An 18,226-nucleotide genomic window follows, 5' to 3' on the forward strand; every position below is an offset into this window, starting at 1 on the left:
GTCGAGTCCCGCGATCTTGCTGCAAGCGTTCCGCAAGCCACCTGCGACGATGCAACGTATAGCGTTGCCGCCTCCCATCTCGAACTGGTGCACCCCTACGTGCGTAGACGGTACTTGCTATGATAACCACGGCAAACCCTTTATTGACAAGGGTTCTGCAGAATTTACCTGCTCTTTCATGCGCTGTGCGCAGTTTATGCCGAAAAGGAACGCGATGTTCGCTCCCATCCCGATAAAAACCCGGCCAGCGTTGGTTTTTGCCAACGTTAGAGCCCAATGACTGGCCCGCTCATTGCCGCGCAGCTTGCATTGCGCGAGGACGGCACCCCTTATTCGCCGCTGTTCAATGATGTCTACCATAGCGCGATGGGAGGTATCGGCCAGGCGCTGCACGTATTCGTTACGGGAAACCGACTGCCCGCCAATTGGCAACACAAAGCGGTGTTTTCGATCGTGGAGACCGGCTTCGGGCTCGGCTTAAACTTTCTCGTCACATGGTCGCAATGGCGCGGCGACCCCTCGCGATGCGATCGGCTACATTTTGTTTCCGTCGAAAAACATCCGTTCAGCCGCGACGATCTTGACACGCTACTCACGCGCCTGCTCGATTCGCATGCCGAACTGGCAGGCCTTGCGCGCGAGCTAGTAAGCGCCTGGCCCATGCTCACGCCCGGCCTCCATCGGCTGGTGTTCGACAACGGACGCGTCACATTGACACTGGCACTGGGCGATGCAGCGCAAATGCTGCCCAAACTGGCCGTGCGCGCCGATGCGTTCTATCTCGACGGCTTCTCGCCGGCCAAGAACGACGCGCTATGGTCGCCCGCCATCTTCAAGGCGCTGGCCAGGATGGCCGAAGTCGGCGCCACGTTCGCCACTTATACCTCGGCCGGCAAGGTCAAAGCCGCGCTCACCGGCGCCGGTTTCGTGCACCGTAAGGCACAGGGCTACGGCGCCAAGCGCGACATGCTGGTCGGTGAATTTGCACCGGCCTACCGGGTCCGACGCCACGAACCGCCGCCGCGCGCTGCCTGGACGCACCGCCATGCGATCGTGGTCGGTGCGGGACTGGCCGGCTGCGCAGTAGCCGAGCGGCTGGCTGCGCGTGGCTGGGCGATCACACTGCTGGAACAGCGCGAAGCACCGGCGAGCGAAGCGTCAGGTAACCCGGCGGGCGTGTTCCATCCGATGATCGCGCGCACGGTGACACCCGCCACGCGGCTCTCGAGTGCGGGCTTTCTGTATGCGCTGCGAGCCTGGCAAACATTGGCCGACGCCGGCCATACGCTGCATTGGCACGCCGGCGGGCTGCTGCAGCTCGCGCAAGACGACGTCGAGGCCGCGGCGTTACGCAACGCCCTCGCCGCGGCCCGACTGCCGACTGGATTCGCCGTCGCGGTGGACCGCGATGCAGCCAGCGCCTACGCTGGCGTCACGCTTGAACGCGGCGGCGTCTGGTTTCCCTATGGCGGATGGATCGCGCCGCCATCGCTGTGCTGCGCCCAATTGGCCGCGGCCCGTACCGCGCTCGCCGCAAACGGCCAAAGCCCGGCGTGGCGCACGCTGTTCGGCGTGCGCGTTGAGCAACTCGTCCATGATGTGGAAGGCTGGCACGCGCTTGATGCAGCGGGCAGGCGGATCGCCACGGCACCCGTCGCGGTCATCGCCAACGCGCACGACGCGGTCCGTCTGTGCCATTTAGCACACGCGCCGGTGCGATCGGCCCGCGGGCAATTGACAATATTGCCACATGCCGCACCGACTTCGCTTCGTGTGCCCGTAATGGGCGATGGCTACGCACTAGCACTGGATAACGGCCGCCTGATGACCGGTGCCAGCTACGACATGGATGACACCGGCTTGGACGAGCGGCGCGCGTCACACGACGAGAATCTCGCCCGCCTGCGCGCGCTAATACCGGGAATTGCGCCGTCAATCGACTGGGCCAAGGTACAGGGGCGGGTGGGCCTACGCTGCGTGGTCAGTGACCGGCTACCCATGGTTGGTCCGCTAGCGGACGAAGCGAATCCGATGGCAGCCGGCGCCTCCCAGTCCGGCGCTCGGCTGCCGGATCTGCAACGGCGCTCTGGCCTGTACGGTGCATTCGCTTATGGTTCACGAGGACTCGTGTGGTCGGCGATAGGCGGCGAATTGCTCGCCAGCCAGATCAACGGCGAGCCTTGGCCCCTGGAGCGGGACCTGGCCGACGCATTGGATCCGGCGCGTTACCTGCTGCGGGCACTGCGCGCTGCAGCTCAGCGATAGAGCGGCGCAGTGACCTGACGCCCGTTCGCGGTTATCCACCTCGTGCTGTGGATAACCGTATGGGTTACTGACGCACGACATGTGGACCCATTCTGGGTAACAGCTGGCTGTGAACTTGCGGTCAGAAAGTTGTTCGGCGAAAGCAGTGCGCGCCACACATTTTTTCCGAAGACTTCTCAGTATGGCAAGTAGATGTTTACAAGAGGTTAACTTAGGTTATCCACAGGTAGAGCACCGCGTTGTTAACTGCTACTACGTTTACATATACGGTAAATCTTAAAACCAACACTCGGTCATGCCAAGTTAGACAAATGGGCGATATGTCAGGATCACCTACACAACACAGCCAGGTTTCGTCATGCATCAAGTCAACTAAATTCACTACTCGCTGTTCTTCGTACGCTGTAAGCAATTGGCCATTACACCCATGCAGTACGGTTTGCTAACCCAGCTGTCGCATGTACTAAGGGTGGTTTGATTACGTGGGAGTCAAGTGAACAAGACCCAGTGCCAATGCATCGAGCAGCTACTCGGGAACAGACGCACATCCGTCAAACTCCTCAAATAGCATCGCGAGTGGCATACATCGGTCAAAATCACCCATCACTCATGCCTAACCAATGCGTACCACGTTGTTTTTACCGACTCAGGCGTATCGATTTCGTTTGAAATCCACAAAGTTGCTTCGAGATAGCCGGGCTATGGCAAAATCGGGCACTTTCTACTCTGCTCGTATTTGCTCGGGCAGCCAATCCGGCTTATCCGGCATCGCACGGGACACATAGCTACAACGATCTGCGGTGCAACAGCGGACGCGCCCGTCAGGCGACGCAGCCGCCACCTTGACGGAACGTGCCCAACCGGTCGTATCAGGCTGTGGATTGCTTCACGCCGTGGTATTTCGATGCGGTGTTCGCACAGGGTATATCGCCACGCGTGCCGCCCGGCGGCCACGCGCAAACCGGCGACGATCGTAGATAATGAGCCAGCCGCGCCGGTGGTGCGCAACGACTGTCCTCTAGGCAAATACTTTGCAGAAACGCTGGATACTTGACAGGAGAAGGCATCACGATGAAGTCGGCGTTTTCTTTTTTTCCGAGCTGGCCGCTGGTTCCCGACGCGGTTTTCTATGCCGGCCTCATCTTACTGATCGCCGGGTTGTGCGGTGAAGCCTGTTGGCGGGCGTTTCGCTTACCGCGCATTACCGGCTATGCGATCATCGGCCTGGTGGCTTCGGGCACCGGTGCGCATGCGATTGATGCGACATTGGGTTTTTCGACACGCTTGTTAATGGACGTGGCACTCGGCTTATTGCTGTTTGAGCTTGGCAGCCGTGTCGACTTGCGTTGGTTGCGCAAGAATCCATGGCTGATCGTATCGAGCCTGGCCGAGGGGGCGTTGACGTTCATCGCGGTGTTTGGCGCATTGCTGTCGTTGAAGATGCCGGTCGTCGAGGCAACCGTGCTGGCGGCGATCGCGATCGCCACTTCGCCTGCGATGGTAATCCAGTTAAAGACCGAACTGCGTGCACAGGGGCAGGTCACGCAGCGTTTGCTGACCCTCGCGGCACTCAACAGCATGTACGCTGTCGTATTGGTGAAGCTGGTGTCTGGCTGGTTGCACCAGGAGTACTACGGCAACGCGTTCGCCACGATTGTGCAGCCGATTTACTTAATTGTCGGCTCGTCGGTGTTGGCCTATGGGCTTGCGCGCAGTTGTAATTTCCTGTACCGGCGTATCGGTTTGCAAGACGAGCATTCATTTGTCGCGATCTTTGGCCTCGTGCTCCTGGCGATCGCCATCGCGCATCTGTTCAAGTTGTCCACGGTTCTGGCCTTGCTCGCAGCGGGAATCATCTTCAAGAACTTGGATGAGCGCCCGCAGCTGTGGCCTGAGCATTTCGGCAGCGCCGGCTGGCTGCTAACCGTGATCCTGTTTGTGTTGACGCTACTTAGCTTCCAATGGTCGCAGATCGCCATGGGTGGATTGGCCGCGCTTGTGTTAATCGTCGCGCGCTTCGTCGCCAAGCTGGTGGGTGTACTGGCATTTGCTAAGCCCAGCGGTATCGACCTGCGTCAAGGTACTGCGCTGGGCGTGTCGCTTGCGCCGATGTCCGCGCTCGCGTACTTGCTGATGGACGACACCTATGCGTTGTATCCTGACTTCGACCCCGCGTTTCGAGCCGTGCTGATGTGCTCGATTGTCACGCTGCAACTGGCTGCGCCACTGCTCGTGTATTGGGGACTGGCGCGCGCGGGTGAACGGCGTCAATGACAATTGGTGCAGCCGCGATATGCGGCTGCGGCCAGGTGTACAACAAGCGAAGCATCCAGAGGCGTTGATTATGGCACTCGAACCCTTCATCAATTCGGAGCCGTTCACGTTCGGCATCGAGCTAGAGATCCAGGTCGTCAATACGCACGACTATGACCTGACCAAGGCCGCATCCGATCTGATGCGGCTGATCAAGGACCAAAAGGCCCCAGGCGTGGTCACACCCGAGATCACCGAAAGCATGATCGAACTGTCGACCGGCATTTGCCGCTCCCATGCACAGGCGCTGGACGAGCTTCGCGCGCTGCGTGACATGCTGGTTTGCGCGGCCGATCAACTCAATGTCGGGCTATGCGGCGGCGGCACGCATGCATTCCAGCAATGGAACGAGCGGCAGATCTTCGACATGCCGCGGTTCCAGTATCTATCGGAACTGTACGGCTATCTGGCCAAGCAATTCACCGTGTTCGGCCAGCATGTGCACGTCGGCTGCCCGGACGCGGACAGTGCATTGTTCCTATTGCATTCGATGTCGCGGTATATTCCGCATTTCATCGCGTTGTCAGCCTCATCGCCATACGTGCAAGGTGTGGATACGGGATTTCATTCGGCACGGCTAAATTCGGTATTTGCATTTCCGCTCTCGGGCCGCGCGCCGTACGAGCTGACGTGGAAAGGTTTCGAGACGTATTTCTCGAAAATGGTCAGCACCGGCGTGGTGAACAGCATGAAGGATTTCTACTGGGACATCCGGCCGAAGCCCGGCTACGGCACCATTGAGGTACGCGTGATGGATACGCCGCTGTCGATCGATCGGGCTGCGGCGATTGCGTCGTACATCCAGGCGCTCGCACGTTACTTGCTGCTCGAGCGGCCGCTGACGCTGTCCGAGGACGACTATCTCGTCTATACGTTCAACCGTTTTGAGGCATGCCGTTTCGGACTTTCCGGTGTATTTGTCAATCCACAGACCCGTGAGCGGCGCACGATCGGTGAAGATATCCTGGCAACGCTTGCTGCACTAGAGCCGCATGCACGCGCGCTGGGCTCGATCGGCGCGCTGACCGATATCGAGCGAATTGCGCGAGGCGGCGAGAATGATGCGACATGGCTGCGCAATGTCTTCAGCCTGGAACAGTCGTTACCCGAAGTGGTGCGGCAGCAGACGCTACGCTGGCGAGGCTGACACATTGCCGCGTTGCCACTATCGCTGTGCCGGCAATTGTTTCGTAATCCCGGCTGTATGGCGTGTGGTGGCCGCGCCCGGATCGACTTATTGAATAACGAATAGCCCCACGGAACCCCAGTAATTTATCGTTGTCCGCCATAATATGTAGGCATCCGGAAAGCTTGGTAAAGGTTCGAAATGTTTGCGCTTAATACGGTAGTGGGCTCGATTCGACATCCTCACCAAGATTATCAGAATTTTCGTATAGAACAATAATAGTCGTTAACAAAGGCGGGCCCACAGCGTGGAAAACTGCAGAAAACACTAGTACATCAATATGTTATGAAAATGATAACAATAGAGATTGCGGCGTTGCTACGTTGGATCGCGATGAACAGAGGTTAGCTTGCCGCTACCGTCGGACACTTATTCAGAATTGATGCACCATGATCGACGCCGTTTTTTCACGGGTTTATCCACCGTTTATGTTTGATTGCGACATGACCTATCATTCAGGATCGCATAGAATGGACACGTCGATCCGGTAACGTGGCCACAGAACATCGTGGTACGAACTTTCATTGTTGGCGTTCTGGCGCATGGCTGCGCGGCGCCAACAGTGAACCGGGCGGCGGGAGCCGCAGTGCATTGCTGCAGGTTCCCATCTTTATAATTATCTTGGATGGATTGCAAAACACGACTATGAGCGAAGGGGTCTACGGCGATAGGGTAACCGGTCGAATTACCCATGGGTTGCTGCGGCTGAGTACGGCAATGCGCAGTCAGGCCTGGGGCTGGGCAGAAGGCGTGGGCCTAACGCCGACCCAGGGAGAAATCCTGGTGTTGTTGATGCAGCGCAAGGGACCGATGCGTCTAGGCGAGATCGCGCGTGAAACGGCATTGACACCGGCCACCACCAGCGATGCAGTCAGTACCTTGGAGAGCAAGGGCTTGGTCGAGAAACGCCGCGCGCTGGACGATGGGCGGGCGCTCGCGGTGCGCCTGAGCGCGCGTGGCAAGACGGCTGCCAAAAAGGCGTTGCAATGGCCCGACTTCATCGGGCATGCACTCAGTGTGCTGCGCACGGAGGAACAATCGCACTTCTATCGCTCGTTGTTGAAGATGATCTGGCAGATGCAGGAGAAGGACCATATTCCACGTCATCGGATGTGTGTCTCATGTACTCATTTTGTGCCGAGCAAAACGCCGAAGAAGACACCGCACCGGTGCGAGTTGCTCGATCTGTCGATGGGCGACACAGACCTGCGGCTCGATTGTTCGGTCTTTGAAGAAGCCGACGTACCCACACAGAAGAGAACCTGGAAGATCTTCTCGCAAGCTGTCTGAGGGGGAGTGCCGCAACGTCGTCGGCTGCGCGACATGACGCTCGCGAACCGGATCGTCATGTCGCCGATGTGCCGGTATTCAGCGTTGCAGGGCCGGGCCGCAAACTGGCACATGATCAGTTTGGGCCAACTGGCGCTGTCCAGGGCCGGCATACTGGACCATCGAGGCGAGCGCGGTGGAACCGGCTGGCCGTATCACGCCAGCGGACCTCGGATTGTGAGACATGCGCGGTACGGCTCGTCGGTGCGATCCGCGATGCATTCGATGCGTGCCCGCGTTGAACAGCGCAATGGTGTGCGTGTACGATGCGGAGTTTCACAGTTGATTCTTCGGGGAAGGACGATTCGATGAGTTCACGCAGGATCGCCGTACGCCGCTCTGGAGTGCATGGCAAAGGCGTGTTCGCGACCAGCAGGATTGCGCCGGGCGAGCAGCTGATCGAATACAAAGGAGAGCGCATTTCCTGGAAGGAAGCGCTGCGTCGCCATCCGCACGATCCTGAGCAGCCGAACCATACATTTTATTTTGCGCTAGATGATGGCACAGTGATCGATGGTAAGGTTGACGGCAACAGTGCGCGCTGGATCAATCATTCGTGTGCGCCGAACTGCGAAGCGCAGGAGGTCGACGGGCGCGTATTCATCCATGCGATCCGTACGATCGAGCCGGATGAGGAGTTGTTCTACGACTATGGGCTGGTCATCGACGCACGACTGACAAAGAAGCTGAAGAAGGAATATGAATGCCGGTGCGGCGCGAAGAAGTGCCGCGGTACGATGCTCGCAACATCGTCGCCGGTGTCCGGCAGCGGCGGTAAAAAGCCGCGTGCCAGCAGCGGCGACGTGAAGCCGCGCAACAGCAGTCGCCAGCACGGCAATTTGGCCTCGGTGAAGAAAAAGCGCTGAACGCGGCGGGGCCCGTGCCGGCCAGGCCGGGTTGTATTCGTAGGCCGCGCCAGAGTTCAGTGGGCCGGTCCCGGCGGCGGATCATCGTGTCCAGGCTGGCGCAACGACGGCAGCGGCAGGCGCACGATAAATCGTGATCCGCCGCCTGGCGTGTCTTCATAGTGGATCGAGCCACCGTGCAGCGCGATGATGTCCCGCACGATGGCCAGCCCCAGGCCCGCGCCCATCGGCCCTTCGCTGCCGGTCTGCGCATCGCCGCGGAAAAAGCGCTTGAACAGGTCGGCATGCAGCGCCTTCGGCACACCGGGGCCGTTATCCTCGACAACCACTTTCGCCCAGCGGCGCAGGTTGGCGGGCGGCCGGGCTCCGGGGGCGCGCTCGGCTGATTCGACGGCCACAGTCGCGCGATCGTCGGCCGATTCGGCCTCGGAGAGCAGGACATCGACATGGCCGACCGTGACCGTGACGGTGCCGCCGCCGCTGGGCCGCGCCGGTGGTACATATTTGAGCGCGTTATCAATCAAGTTGCCGATGACCTCGCGTAGTAACACTGGATTACCCCGCACGATCAGCGGTTTGCTATCCGGTGGCGGATCGTAGTGAAAGCCCAGATCCAGTTGCGCGGCCAGCGCACGGGGCACCCATTCCGCGCCGGTGTCGAACGCAAGCTCGGTCAGGTCGATATCGACAAATCGCGCGTTTTGCTCCTCCGGTTCCGCACGGGCTAACGACAACAATTGGTTAGATAGGCGCACTGCGCGGTCTGCCGAGGTGCGCAGCTCGTGTAGCGCAAGCCGCAACGTCGTATTGTCCTTGGCCACGCTGGCCTGTTCGGCATGCAGCTTGACTGCGGTCAACGGCGTGCGCAGTTGGTGCGCGGCATCGGCAATGAACTTGCGCTGTGCGTCTAGCGCCGCTTTTAACCGATCGAGTAACGCGTTCAGTGCACTGGTCAATGGGCGGATTTCCAGTGGCACGTGTGTTTCATCCACGGGCTCCAGCGATCGGTGCGTCTGGCGGTTCAGCGAGTCAGCCAGGTCGGTGAGCGGATTCAATTGCTGGTTGACTACACGCCATACGATTGCCCAGCCGGCGAACAGCAAAATTAGCAGCGGTATCATGATCGCGACGAGGAATTCAGCGGCGATTTGGTAGCCGTGTGTGACGTGCTGGCCCACCTCGATGATGATTGCATCGCCGTTTACCTGTTCGACCCGTACCTGGGCCACCCGCACCAGGCTGTCGCCATAGCGGGCGTCGAACACGTACGCGTAGTGCATGTGGCGCACCCGCGTGCCGTGCAGCGGCAATGCCGGGTCGCCAGCGATCAGCTGATTGCCGCGGCTCACCCGGTAGATTAACTGCTGCACCGGATCGGAAAACATCGCATGCGTGAGCGGCGGCACGGTCCGCGGCGCGTCCGGCCCGGACAGCTCGACTTGCCGTGCAATCGCGCTGGCCAGGTCGATCATCGAACGGTCAACGACTCGCTCGGTGTATTCCCACGCGAGCCAGTACGCGATGAGTCCGCTCATCAACGCTAGCATTGACAACGGCGCCGCCAGCTTGCGCAGCAGCGAGCGGCGTAGACTCTTGGCAGCAATCACGGATTCTGGCGGATTTCCTGAAGCAGGTAGCCGAAGCCGCGCACGGTCACGATTTCAACGCGGCAATGCTCGAGCTTCTTGCGTACGCGGTGCACATAGACCTCGATCGCCGTGTCGCCGAGGTCGCCGCCGAAGTGCGTTAGGTGGTCCTGCAACTGCGCCTTGCTGACCACGCGCCCGTGGCGCAACAGCAGCATCTCAAGCACCGCGAACTCGCGCGGCGACAACTCGAGCGGTTTGTCGTCGTTGAAGATGCGCCGATCGACGCCGGATAGCCTCAGTCCGCCGAGGCTTACCTCCGGACGCGGCATGTCGCCATGCGACCCGCTGCGGCGCATGATCGCACGGATCCGGGCCTCGAGTTCGGCCGGCTCGAACGGTTTGATCATGTAGTCGTCGGCGCCGCTGTTCAAGCCCTGCACGCGGTCGTCCAATTCGTCGCGGGCGGTTAGCACGATGACCGGCGTATGGCGATTCGTCTGCCTGAATCGCGCCAGCAACGTCATGCCGTCGATGCCCGGCAAACCCAAATCGAGAATCACAAGTTCATGCCGGTTCTGTGTCAAGGCCTGTTCCGCAAAAATGCCGTCGTGGACCATGTCCACCGTAAAGCCCGCCTGCTCTAGGCTGCTCTGGATACCCCGTGCGATGGGGCGGTCATCTTCGATCAGGAGAAGTCGCATGAAAGTCGCTCAAGTACAATGGGTTGGACCGCCTGCCGGGGCGACAAGGCCCCGCGTTTTGCACAAGGGCCCGCGATGTCCAATATCTCGATTCACGAACTGGAAGCTGCAATCAACTACTGGCGTGCTCGCTCGCCGTCCACCGGTGATGAATTGCGCCTGGGCAACGAGGCGAGCGCGTTATCGAAACCTTATGCGCTTTTGATTGTAACGCGTCAGCACGCCATTCCGGAGGACGCGCTAGACCCCGTGGCGCGCGAGGCGTGGCAGGCTTACATACGGTTGAACGGGCGCTGACATTTGTGAAAGGCAGCGCCCGCGCGAGCCTTTAACAGCATGACGCGCCGACGATCGAATCGATGAAGCCGGCCAGCTCGACGTCACGCGTGGTGATGCCGCCTGCCTCGTGCGTGGCCAGTGTGATCTCGACCCGATTGTAGACATTGAACCATTCCGGATGATGGTTCATTTCCTGCGCCTTGATCGCCACACGAGTCATGAAGCCGAACGCCGCGTTGAAGTCGGCGAACTGCAACTTGCGCTGAATCGCGTCACGGCCGCTGACCGGCTGCCATGCGGGCAATGTCGAGCCGAGCTTCGAGCGCTCGTCGGCGCTGAGTTTCTGGATCATGTCGTCACTTGTTTCTGCAGCAGGTCAACATAGGCATGCGGCACGAGGTCTGTGTCGGATACACCCAGCTTGCCGAAGATATCGAGTGCTTCAGCTTCGCCACCCGCCTCCTCGTCATCCTGTGCGAGCACGACTTCAAGTTCGACGAAATCACCTAGGCCGTCGACACGATCCAGATGGATCCGGGTGCGGCCGGCCAGGTAGACGGTGCGCTCCTTTGTGACGATGCCGCTCGTGCCCAGTGCCGCAGCTAGGAGCGCATGCGTGGCGTGCGGATTCGCGACCGGACAGCGCTGGTAGAACGACACCTTTGGACCATCGCGGTCATCGCGTTGGTAGAAGATCAACTCGGCTGGCGTGCCATCCTCGAACTGTCGTAGTTTCAGCCTGCCGCGCGGCACATCGTAGAAGTGATCCTGCTGGCGGTACACCAACGGGGCGTCGCCGTTGGCGAGCGCCGCCGCGCGCTCGCGCAGCGCGTCGATGTTCGGAATCCGGGCCTTCATTTCGATGTTACGTGCCATTGATCTCTCCACGACGATGGGTGCGGTAAATGGCCGAACGGCGCTTGCCGCGCGGCTGCTCATGCAGCTTAGCGTATCATCGTGTCATTGTGCCCATTGTTGTTCGACTAGTCGCAGCGCAGCAGCAATCGCTGGCTCGTGGTGGCGCCGGCGAGTATGACTACATCATTGTGGGGGCGGGCACGCCATGCTGCATGCTGGCGAACCGGTTCTCGGTGGATCCGGGCATCCGGGCCGGGGGTCGAGCAGATGATCCAGACATGACATGTTTTCAAGCGAAGACAAGATTTCAGAAGAGTCGCTGGCGATTGCCATGCGAATTCATGATTTACTGAACCGCCATGGTGTTGGCAAACGCCAACATGCGGCGGAGGTACAGCGCATCCTTGGGCTAAGTTATTCGCAGGCTCACCGGAAGATGAAGGGCGCCAATCCATGGACCATTGCGCAGGTCAAGGCTGTGGCGCAAGCGTATGGTGAATCTGCGGCGATGCTGCTCGATGGGCTGGACTCAGGCGAGCCGGTTGGGGCGCTGGCCGCGAAGATGCAAGAAGCGGTGTTTTATGTGGGAGATGCTGAGTATCGTTGCCTAGCCGATATTGGAGAGAGGGCGCATGACGTATCGGGGCTGGAGTTCGTTGCGCTAAGGGAGGGCAGTCGCTGGAAGGTGTATCCGGTAGAGTCGGCACCGGGTGGCGACTATTTCGTGGTGGAGCAGATTCTGATTCGCCCTCGTGACGCGCCTGAGTCGAGCCCGGTCATTGCGATAGTGGACGACGATCCGCTATTGACCGCAGAGATGTGCTCGTATTTCCATTCGCATGGCTATATTGCCCGGCCGTACAATACGGAGGCCACGTTCCGCGCGGCGCTTGGGGAGAATGTGTTCGACGGGTTCATCGTTGACTGGCTACTGGAGACGGGCACGGCCGAAGCGATTATCCAGTCGATCCGTCAGTCGCGTCACGGCGACGCACCCATTTTGCTGCTCACGGGCAAGCTGGTGACAGGCGAGGCGAACGAGGATGAGGTGGCGCGGGTCATTCAGCAATACGATGTGAAACCCTTTGAAAAGCCGGCGCGATTGAATTGGGTAGCCGTGGAACTGGCGCGTCGGCTCAAGGTGGGGGGCCATCCATAACAAACGAGCCGCTGCGCAACAAACAGTGCCGGGGGAAAACCGCTTGCCGTGCAACACGGCAAGCGGCAGCGACGCCGCACGGAAATGGCGCGGCGATGAATTCGACCCGCACCTGGGGCACGGTTCCATTCATGCACTGATCGGACCCAACGGCACCGGCAAGACCACTTGTTTCAACGCTAACCCAATTTCGCTGGAAAGGGTGCATGGGAGCTTGCCTGTGCACGCCGCCCATCGCGGGCGACAGAGGACACAGAGGACGCCTGCGTGGCTGTATCGTGCGTTGCGACTGCAACAGCGGTGTGGCGTATCACGGCGATGCAATGGGGGCACCTATTTCGAGCGTCATGCACCACTAGGGTAAATGCTAGTTGTTACTGGGGAAGTGATTGTTTAATCTTCAAACCGTTCGACGCACCGCATTGCAGGTGGAGAACGAGGAGACAAGTGGCGTAAAGCGCCCGAAAACGAAAGCGCTGTTGGATAAGTGTCCAACAGCGCTTTTTATTTACACCGTCTATTAATATTTATTAGACAATTGCGCGGTCGCCGATTGTATGTCAGCCACGATTCAAGAGGCCGTGTCACGCGGTGTGACTGTTGCGTGTGCCGGGCGCGGTCACCATCATGATGACTGTTACGATCGTGCCCGGACTGCGCCTACCCTGCGCCGGCGGCCGCACCTGTCGTCACGATCGCGCTTGCCGCAGCCGCGTTGCACTGCCGCACTCGCTATGCAAAATTACATAACCGGCCGGTTGGGTATAGCGAGCCTGACGTGGACCAACTCGATTGTCTGATGCGCGGCAGCGGCGTGCGGGCGAAGTTGGTGTACGTCCGATCACTGTGCACGATGCGGTATTAGCGCAACGGGCGTATGGAGAATCGCGAAATGGAGGAAAGCGTGAGATCTGTTCGACTTAAAGGCGTGCACCGATTCGCCGTCTTTTCTGCGTCGTCGACGGACGATGCAATGTATGCGCAACATGCCCATTCGCCTGCTGAGTGTCGGGGAAACGACGCGCGGTTTTTCCGAAATAATATTAATAATTTAAATAAATAGTCAATCAACGGCATACGGGCGCGCATACGGAGCCGCGACTTTGCCGCTATAGGCCTATGCGACTGCGTTCCTGGCCATCCGCTATGGGATCTCGCCATGGATCGGCTTGGTGGCGGCGTCGCCATCACGGCGCTGGCCGCGCTGGCGATCGGCGCCCTCATGATGCGGCTGTCCGGGCACTTCCTGCCGCTGAGTACGATTGCTTGGGGCCTTTCGCTGTTCTGCCTGCTCGGCAATATGGAATTGCTGGTCAAGTACGACGGGATCAACGGTATCCCGGCGCTCGAGTTGTTCGGTTGGATACTGGATAGTGGCCGCAGCATCTACTACCTGATTTGGCGACCATCTGCATGGAACGACCGGCGTATGGCGCAGTATCACGAAAATTGAAACGCGCGGACGAGATGCGCTTGCGGGGTGAAGCGGCGATGCATATCAAGCGCGTGGGGCTGAAGAAGCAGATGTATGACGAAGCTGGCAGCCTCGCCCTGGCCAAAAACGGATTTTGAAAATTGCCGGCGCGTTGTGCTACAACCTAATGCGGCTGCTGGACGAGCCGGCAGCCGGGCTTGCAATATCAGAAAAAAACAGTAGTTTGCCGAGTTATTGCGTCGCCTCAAGACTGAAGACGTGAGCGTGTTACTGGTCGAGCACGGCATGGATTGCGTGATGAACTTGACCGACCATTGGGTCATCATGGAATTCGGGACGAAGATCGCAGTGGGATTGCCCAGCGAAGTGCAAGCGGACCCCGTAGTGCTCGAAGCGTATTTGGGGATAGAGTCCGAAGGCCACCGGTAACAATCCGGATAAAACCATCCTCGACGTGTCGCATTTGACGTGCACTATGCAAGATCGACGCGCTGCGCGATACGCACATCAAGGTGGGCGCGGGGCAGAACGTTACGGTCATCGGGCGGATGGCGCGGGCAAGTCCACGTTGCTAACGCTATCATGGGATCGTTGCCAAAAACGGGCCACGCTCAGGGCTTGATCCGCTATCTGGGCGAAGACGTCAACGGCATCGAGGTGGAGCGCCGCGTCGCGCGTAGCACGTGTTTGGTGCTGGAAAAGCGCGAGTTGTTTGTGTTGATGACGGACGAGGGTAACCTGTTGCTTGTGCCTATCGACGCAAGCGTGCCGGAGACGCCACTACCTGGATCAGACCGAGCCGGTTTTCAGCTTGTTCTTCCGGCTCAAGGAGCGGCGCAAGCAAGCCGCGGGCACGCTGTCCGGCGGGGGAGCGACAAATGTTGGCAGTGAGCCCGCGCGTTGATGGGCAAGCCCGATCTGTTGATGCTCGACGAGCCTAGCCTAGGATTGGCGCCGCTGATCACGAAGGAGTCTTGCATATCATCGCGAACCTGCGCAGGACCGGCGTGGCGACGTTGTTGATTGAGCAGAACGTGCACGCCGCGTTGCAGACGCCCGACTACGACTACATGACAGAGACTGGCGACTTGGTGTGGGAAGGCCCTGCGGTATCGCGTGCGTTGAATCCACGCATGATTGCGACCTACTTGGACTCTGCCAAGGAGACCGCAGCGTAGCGTTTCTTCGCGACCGGCTTCGCGGCTAGGGCCGGTGCGGCGGGGACGCAGAGAAGGGGATACGGGCTAACAAGGTCGCCGGAGTCGTCCGGTGGCTTTGTCGTTTTCGGCGCAAACCCTTGGGGCGCAATGCTGTGGGCATCCAGTCAGCGCCGCTTCGCCCAGGGTGAGGCGATAATTCATAGTTGTTTCACGTGAAACACGACGCTTTTTTCACGCATAGGTCGTGCGGGTTAATTCACTAGCGTGGCTGAGCCGCTATAATTCGCTGATTCCCTTATCTCTTTGCAGGGGCGCGCACGGTTGTTCGGCGCGTCATCATCATGCTTTACCCCACCGAATTTGATGTCATTGTGGTTGGCGGCGGACATGCCGGCACCGAAGCCGCGCTTGCTTCCGCCCGGATGGGCGCGAAGACGTTGCTGCTGACCCATAACATCGAGACGCTTGGCCAGATGAGTTGCAATCCCTCGATTGGGGGCATTGGGAAAGGACATCTGGTTAAGGAGGTCGATGCTTTAGGTGGAGCAATGGCGGCTGCCACCGATGAAGCCGGAATCCAATTCCGTATTCTCAATTCGTCCAAAGGCCCCGCCGTTCGAGCGACTCGCGCACAAGCCGACCGTATCTTGTACAAGGCGGCGATTCGACGCCGTTTGGAAAATCAACCGAACCTGTGGTTGTTCCAGCAATCCGTCGACGACTTGATTATAGAAGGCGACTGTGTAGCAGGCGCTGTCACGCAGGTCGGCATTCGCTTCCGTTCTCGTGCGGTTGTCTTGACTGCGGGCACCTTTCTGGACGGTAAAATCCATGTCGGCCTGAACAACTATACGGGCGGTCGCGCCGGCGATCCGGCCGCGGTGTCGCTGTCAGCGCGCCTGAAGGAACTGAAGCTACCACAGGGACGATTGAAGACCGGCACACCGCCCCGGATCGATGGCCGATCCATCGATTTCTCGAAGCTGGAAGAGCAGCCGGGTGATTTGGATCCAATCCCGGTATTCTCGTTTCTAGGTCGCGTCGATCAGCACCCGCGGCAAGTGCCGTGCTGGGTGACGCATACGAACGCGCGGACGCACGAGATCATCCGTAATGGTCTGGATCGCTCACCGATGTACGCTGGCGTGATCGAAGGTGTAGGCCCCCGCTATTGCCCCTCGATCGAGGACAAAATTCATCGATTTGCCACCAAGGACTCCCATCAAATTTTTTTGGAGCCGGAAGGGCTGACGACGAACGAGTTCTATCCGAATGGTGTCTCGACCAGCTTGCCGTTCGACGTGCAACTGGACCTGATTCGTTCGATGAAAGGTCTCGAGCACGCTCATATCCTGCGACCGGGCTATGCAATCGAATATGATTATTTCGATCCGCGGGCACTGAAGGCATCGCTGGAGACGAAGGCGATCACAGGATTGTTTTTTGCCGGACAAATTAACGGAACGACCGGGTATGAAGAAGCCGCCGCTCAGGGGCTACTGGCGGGCATCAATGCAGGGCGCTTTGTGCAACAGCGCGATGCATGGGTGCCCCGTCGCGACCAGGCGTACTTGGGTGTGCTCGTCGACGATCTTGTGACGCGGGGCGTCTCCGAGCCTTACCGCATGTTCACCAGCCGGGCTGAATACCGGTTGAGCCTGCGCGAAGACAACGCCGATATGCGGCTGACGGAAATCGGCCGGGAATTGGGTGTCGTCGACGACACGCGGTGGGAGGCATTCTCGCGTAAACGCGATGCTGTTTCACGTGAAACAGCCCGTTTGAAGTCGATATGGGTCAATCCTAAGACGTTGCCACAGGAGGACGCGATTGCGTTGCTGGGCAAGCCGATCGACCATGAATACAGCCTGGCGGATTTGTTGCGTCGTCCTGGAGTAGGCTACGACGGCTTGATGGCACTGCAAGCCAGCCGCTATACGCCACCCGACGTATTGGTCGACGATCCGGGGCTACTCGAGCAGGTCAAGTACCAGATCGAAATCGGGATCAAGTATCAAGGCTATATCGAGCGACAAGCAGGCGAAATCGAGCGAAACGAAGCGCATGAGAACACCCGGCTGCCGGCGAACTTGGATTACGCGCAGGTCCGCGGGTTGTCGTTCGAGGTCCGCCAGAAGCTGAATCATCATCGTCCTGAAACTATCGGCCAAGCCTCACGGATTTCCGGCGTGACACCCGCGGCCATTTCGCTGTTGATGGTTCATCTGAAGAAAGGTCTGGGTCGCTCGACACCGAAAAAAAGCGCGGTGGCGGCGAATACCCCTCTCACTGAATCGGAAGCCGTCGATGCCACAACGGGCGCTTCCTCCACTCGGTCTACCGCGCAATGATCCGTACCGGGAATGGAGCAGTTCGCAACACGCCCGAAGACTTCGCGGCGCAACGGCCCGAGCTTGAGCGATTGTTGCGTAGTGGTGCCACTGAGCTGGGCGTTCCGCTGTCGGAAGGGCAGATCGGCGGATTGTTGGACTATGTCGGCTTGTTGGCGAAATGGAATGCGGTCTACAACCTGACGGCGATCCGCGAGCCGCGCCAAATGGTGATCCAGCACCTGCTCGATTCGCTGGCGATCGTGCCGCATATCGCGTCCCGTTCGCCAGCGTCGTTGCTTGATGTCGGTTCGGGCGGTGGTCTGCCTGGGATCGTGATCGCGCTCGCTATGCCGTTCTGCGACGTAGTGACCAACGATATCGTGCACAAGAAAACCGCATTTCAGCAGCAAGCCAAGGGATGCTTGCGCTTGCCGAACCTGTCTATCGTGACCGGCCGCGTGCAGACGTTGCGTGCTGAGACTGACGTACCGGGTCGATTCAATGCGATCGTATCGCGCGCGTTCGCGGAGCTGGCCGATTTTGTTACGCTCGCTCGGCATTTGGTCACGCCAGGCGGCGCGTTGTGGGCCATGAAGGGCGTTCGTCCGGATGAGGAGATCGCTCGGTTGCCGGCCGGCGCGACAGTGCGCCAGGTCATTCGTTTGACTGTTCCGTCGCTCGATGCCGAGCGTCATCTTGTTGAAATAGCCGTGGAGCCTGAATGAGCGATGCTGACAACACCCTGGCCGAGTC

Annotated in this window: 14 protein-coding genes and 3 pseudogenes; 13 read left to right on the forward strand and 4 right to left on the reverse strand. The window is 59.4% G+C overall.

All coding sequences use genetic code 11. The features are described 5' to 3' along the window. Positions 1-276: 276 nt before the first annotated feature. The 6 genes and pseudogenes from mnmC to RA167_RS00460 all read left to right on the forward strand — a co-directional run bounded on the left by mnmC (position 277) and on the right by RA167_RS00460 (position 7,959). Positions 277-2,265 carry a bifunctional tRNA (5-methylaminomethyl-2-thiouridine)(34)-methyltransferase MnmD/FAD-dependent 5-carboxymethylaminomethyl-2-thiouridine(34) oxidoreductase MnmC gene (gene mnmC / locus RA167_RS00435; RefSeq protein ID WP_076785848.1) on the forward strand — a complete coding sequence of 663 codons (1,989 nt, stop codon included), beginning with the start codon at positions 277-279 and terminating at the stop codon, positions 2,263-2,265. A gap of 1,071 nt (positions 2,266-3,336) precedes the next feature. Continuing rightward, positions 3,337-4,539 carry a cation:proton antiporter gene (locus RA167_RS00440; protein WP_076785849.1) on the forward strand — a complete coding sequence of 401 codons (1,203 nt, stop codon included), beginning with the start codon at positions 3,337-3,339 and terminating at the stop codon, positions 4,537-4,539. Between the two features lie 70 nt (positions 4,540-4,609). Next, positions 4,610-5,725, forward strand: a complete 1,116-nt coding sequence (locus RA167_RS00445; protein WP_076787538.1) for a YbdK family carboxylate-amine ligase — start codon at positions 4,610-4,612, stop codon at positions 5,723-5,725. Positions 5,726-6,409: 684 nt separating this feature from the next. Next, positions 6,410-7,054 carry a MarR family winged helix-turn-helix transcriptional regulator gene (locus RA167_RS00450; protein WP_076785850.1) on the forward strand — a complete coding sequence of 215 codons (645 nt, stop codon included), beginning with the start codon at positions 6,410-6,412 and terminating at the stop codon, positions 7,052-7,054. A gap of 33 nt (positions 7,055-7,087) precedes the next feature. Further along, positions 7,088-7,271, forward strand: a pseudogene (locus tag RA167_RS00455) (oxidoreductase); the annotation flags it as partial. 130 nt (positions 7,272-7,401) lie between these two features. Continuing rightward, positions 7,402-7,959 carry an SET domain-containing protein gene (locus RA167_RS00460; protein WP_076785851.1) on the forward strand — a complete coding sequence of 186 codons (558 nt, stop codon included), beginning with the start codon at positions 7,402-7,404 and terminating at the stop codon, positions 7,957-7,959. Positions 7,960-8,015: 56 nt separating this feature from the next. Here RA167_RS00460 and RA167_RS00465 read toward each other — a convergent pair whose 3' ends face one another. Both RA167_RS00465 and RA167_RS00470 read right to left on the reverse strand, forming a co-directional pair. Next, positions 8,016-9,506, reverse strand: a complete 1,491-nt coding sequence (locus tag RA167_RS00465) for a sensor histidine kinase (protein ID WP_237574192.1) — start codon at positions 9,504-9,506, stop codon at positions 8,016-8,018. A 56-nt stretch (positions 9,507-9,562) separates the two neighbouring features. Further along, positions 9,563-10,249 carry a response regulator gene (locus RA167_RS00470; RefSeq protein WP_076785853.1) on the reverse strand — a complete coding sequence of 229 codons (687 nt, stop codon included), beginning with the start codon at positions 10,247-10,249 and terminating at the stop codon, positions 9,563-9,565. 75 nt (positions 10,250-10,324) lie between these two features. Here RA167_RS00470 and RA167_RS00475 point away from each other — a divergent pair, with 75 nt between their 5' ends. Then, a complete protein-coding gene (locus tag RA167_RS00475) occupies positions 10,325-10,546 on the forward strand; it encodes a DUF3717 domain-containing protein (protein WP_076785854.1) in 222 nt (73 codons plus the stop codon). A 31-nt stretch (positions 10,547-10,577) separates the two neighbouring features. On the opposite strand, the gene RA167_RS00480 is transcribed toward RA167_RS00475, so the two are convergent. Both RA167_RS00480 and RA167_RS00485 read right to left on the reverse strand, forming a co-directional pair. After that, on the reverse strand, positions 10,578-10,880 hold the full coding sequence (locus tag RA167_RS00480; RefSeq protein ID WP_076785855.1) for a 4a-hydroxytetrahydrobiopterin dehydratase: 303 nt from the start codon (positions 10,878-10,880) through the stop codon (positions 10,578-10,580). Continuing rightward, positions 10,877-11,404 (reverse strand): class IV adenylate cyclase, encoded by a 528-nt coding sequence (locus tag RA167_RS00485; RefSeq protein WP_076785856.1) that lies wholly within the window; start codon positions 11,402-11,404, stop codon positions 10,877-10,879. Before RA167_RS00485 ends, RA167_RS00480 begins: the two co-directional genes overlap by 4 nt. Positions 11,405-11,669: 265 nt before the next feature. Here RA167_RS00485 and RA167_RS00490 point away from each other — a divergent pair, with 265 nt between their 5' ends. The 6 genes and pseudogenes from RA167_RS00490 (at position 11,670) to rsmG (ending at position 18,198) form a co-directional block, all read left to right on the forward strand. Continuing rightward, complete coding sequence (locus RA167_RS00490; protein WP_076785857.1) at positions 11,670-12,545, forward strand: helix-turn-helix domain-containing protein; 876 nt, start codon at positions 11,670-11,672, stop codon at positions 12,543-12,545. A gap of 1,159 nt (positions 12,546-13,704) precedes the next feature. Continuing rightward, the gene (locus RA167_RS15545; RefSeq protein ID WP_076785859.1) at positions 13,705-13,998 is read left to right on the forward strand and encodes a hypothetical protein; all 294 of its coding nucleotides are present in this window, start codon (positions 13,705-13,707) and stop codon (positions 13,996-13,998) included. Further along, positions 13,946-14,409 (forward strand): annotated as a pseudogene (locus tag RA167_RS15550) (metal-dependent hydrolase); the annotation flags it as partial. The gene RA167_RS15545 and the pseudogene RA167_RS15550, both read left to right, overlap by 53 nt. A gap of 53 nt (positions 14,410-14,462) precedes the next feature. Then, positions 14,463-15,158: pseudogene (locus RA167_RS00500) on the forward strand (ABC transporter ATP-binding protein). A 323-nt stretch (positions 15,159-15,481) separates the two neighbouring features. Continuing rightward, positions 15,482-17,491: a tRNA uridine-5-carboxymethylaminomethyl(34) synthesis enzyme MnmG gene (gene mnmG, locus RA167_RS00505; RefSeq protein WP_076785860.1), complete on the forward strand. Its 2,010-nt coding sequence runs from the start codon at positions 15,482-15,484 to the stop codon at positions 17,489-17,491. Then, positions 17,488-18,198 (forward strand): 16S rRNA (guanine(527)-N(7))-methyltransferase RsmG, encoded by a 711-nt coding sequence (gene rsmG / locus RA167_RS00510; protein ID WP_076785861.1) that lies wholly within the window; start codon positions 17,488-17,490, stop codon positions 18,196-18,198. The genes mnmG and rsmG overlap by 4 nt, the downstream gene beginning before the upstream one ends. Positions 18,199-18,226 lie beyond the last annotated feature (28 nt).

The sequence above is a fragment of the Mycetohabitans endofungorum genome, from assembly GCF_037477895.1.
Classification (GTDB): domain Bacteria; phylum Pseudomonadota; class Gammaproteobacteria; order Burkholderiales; family Burkholderiaceae; genus Mycetohabitans.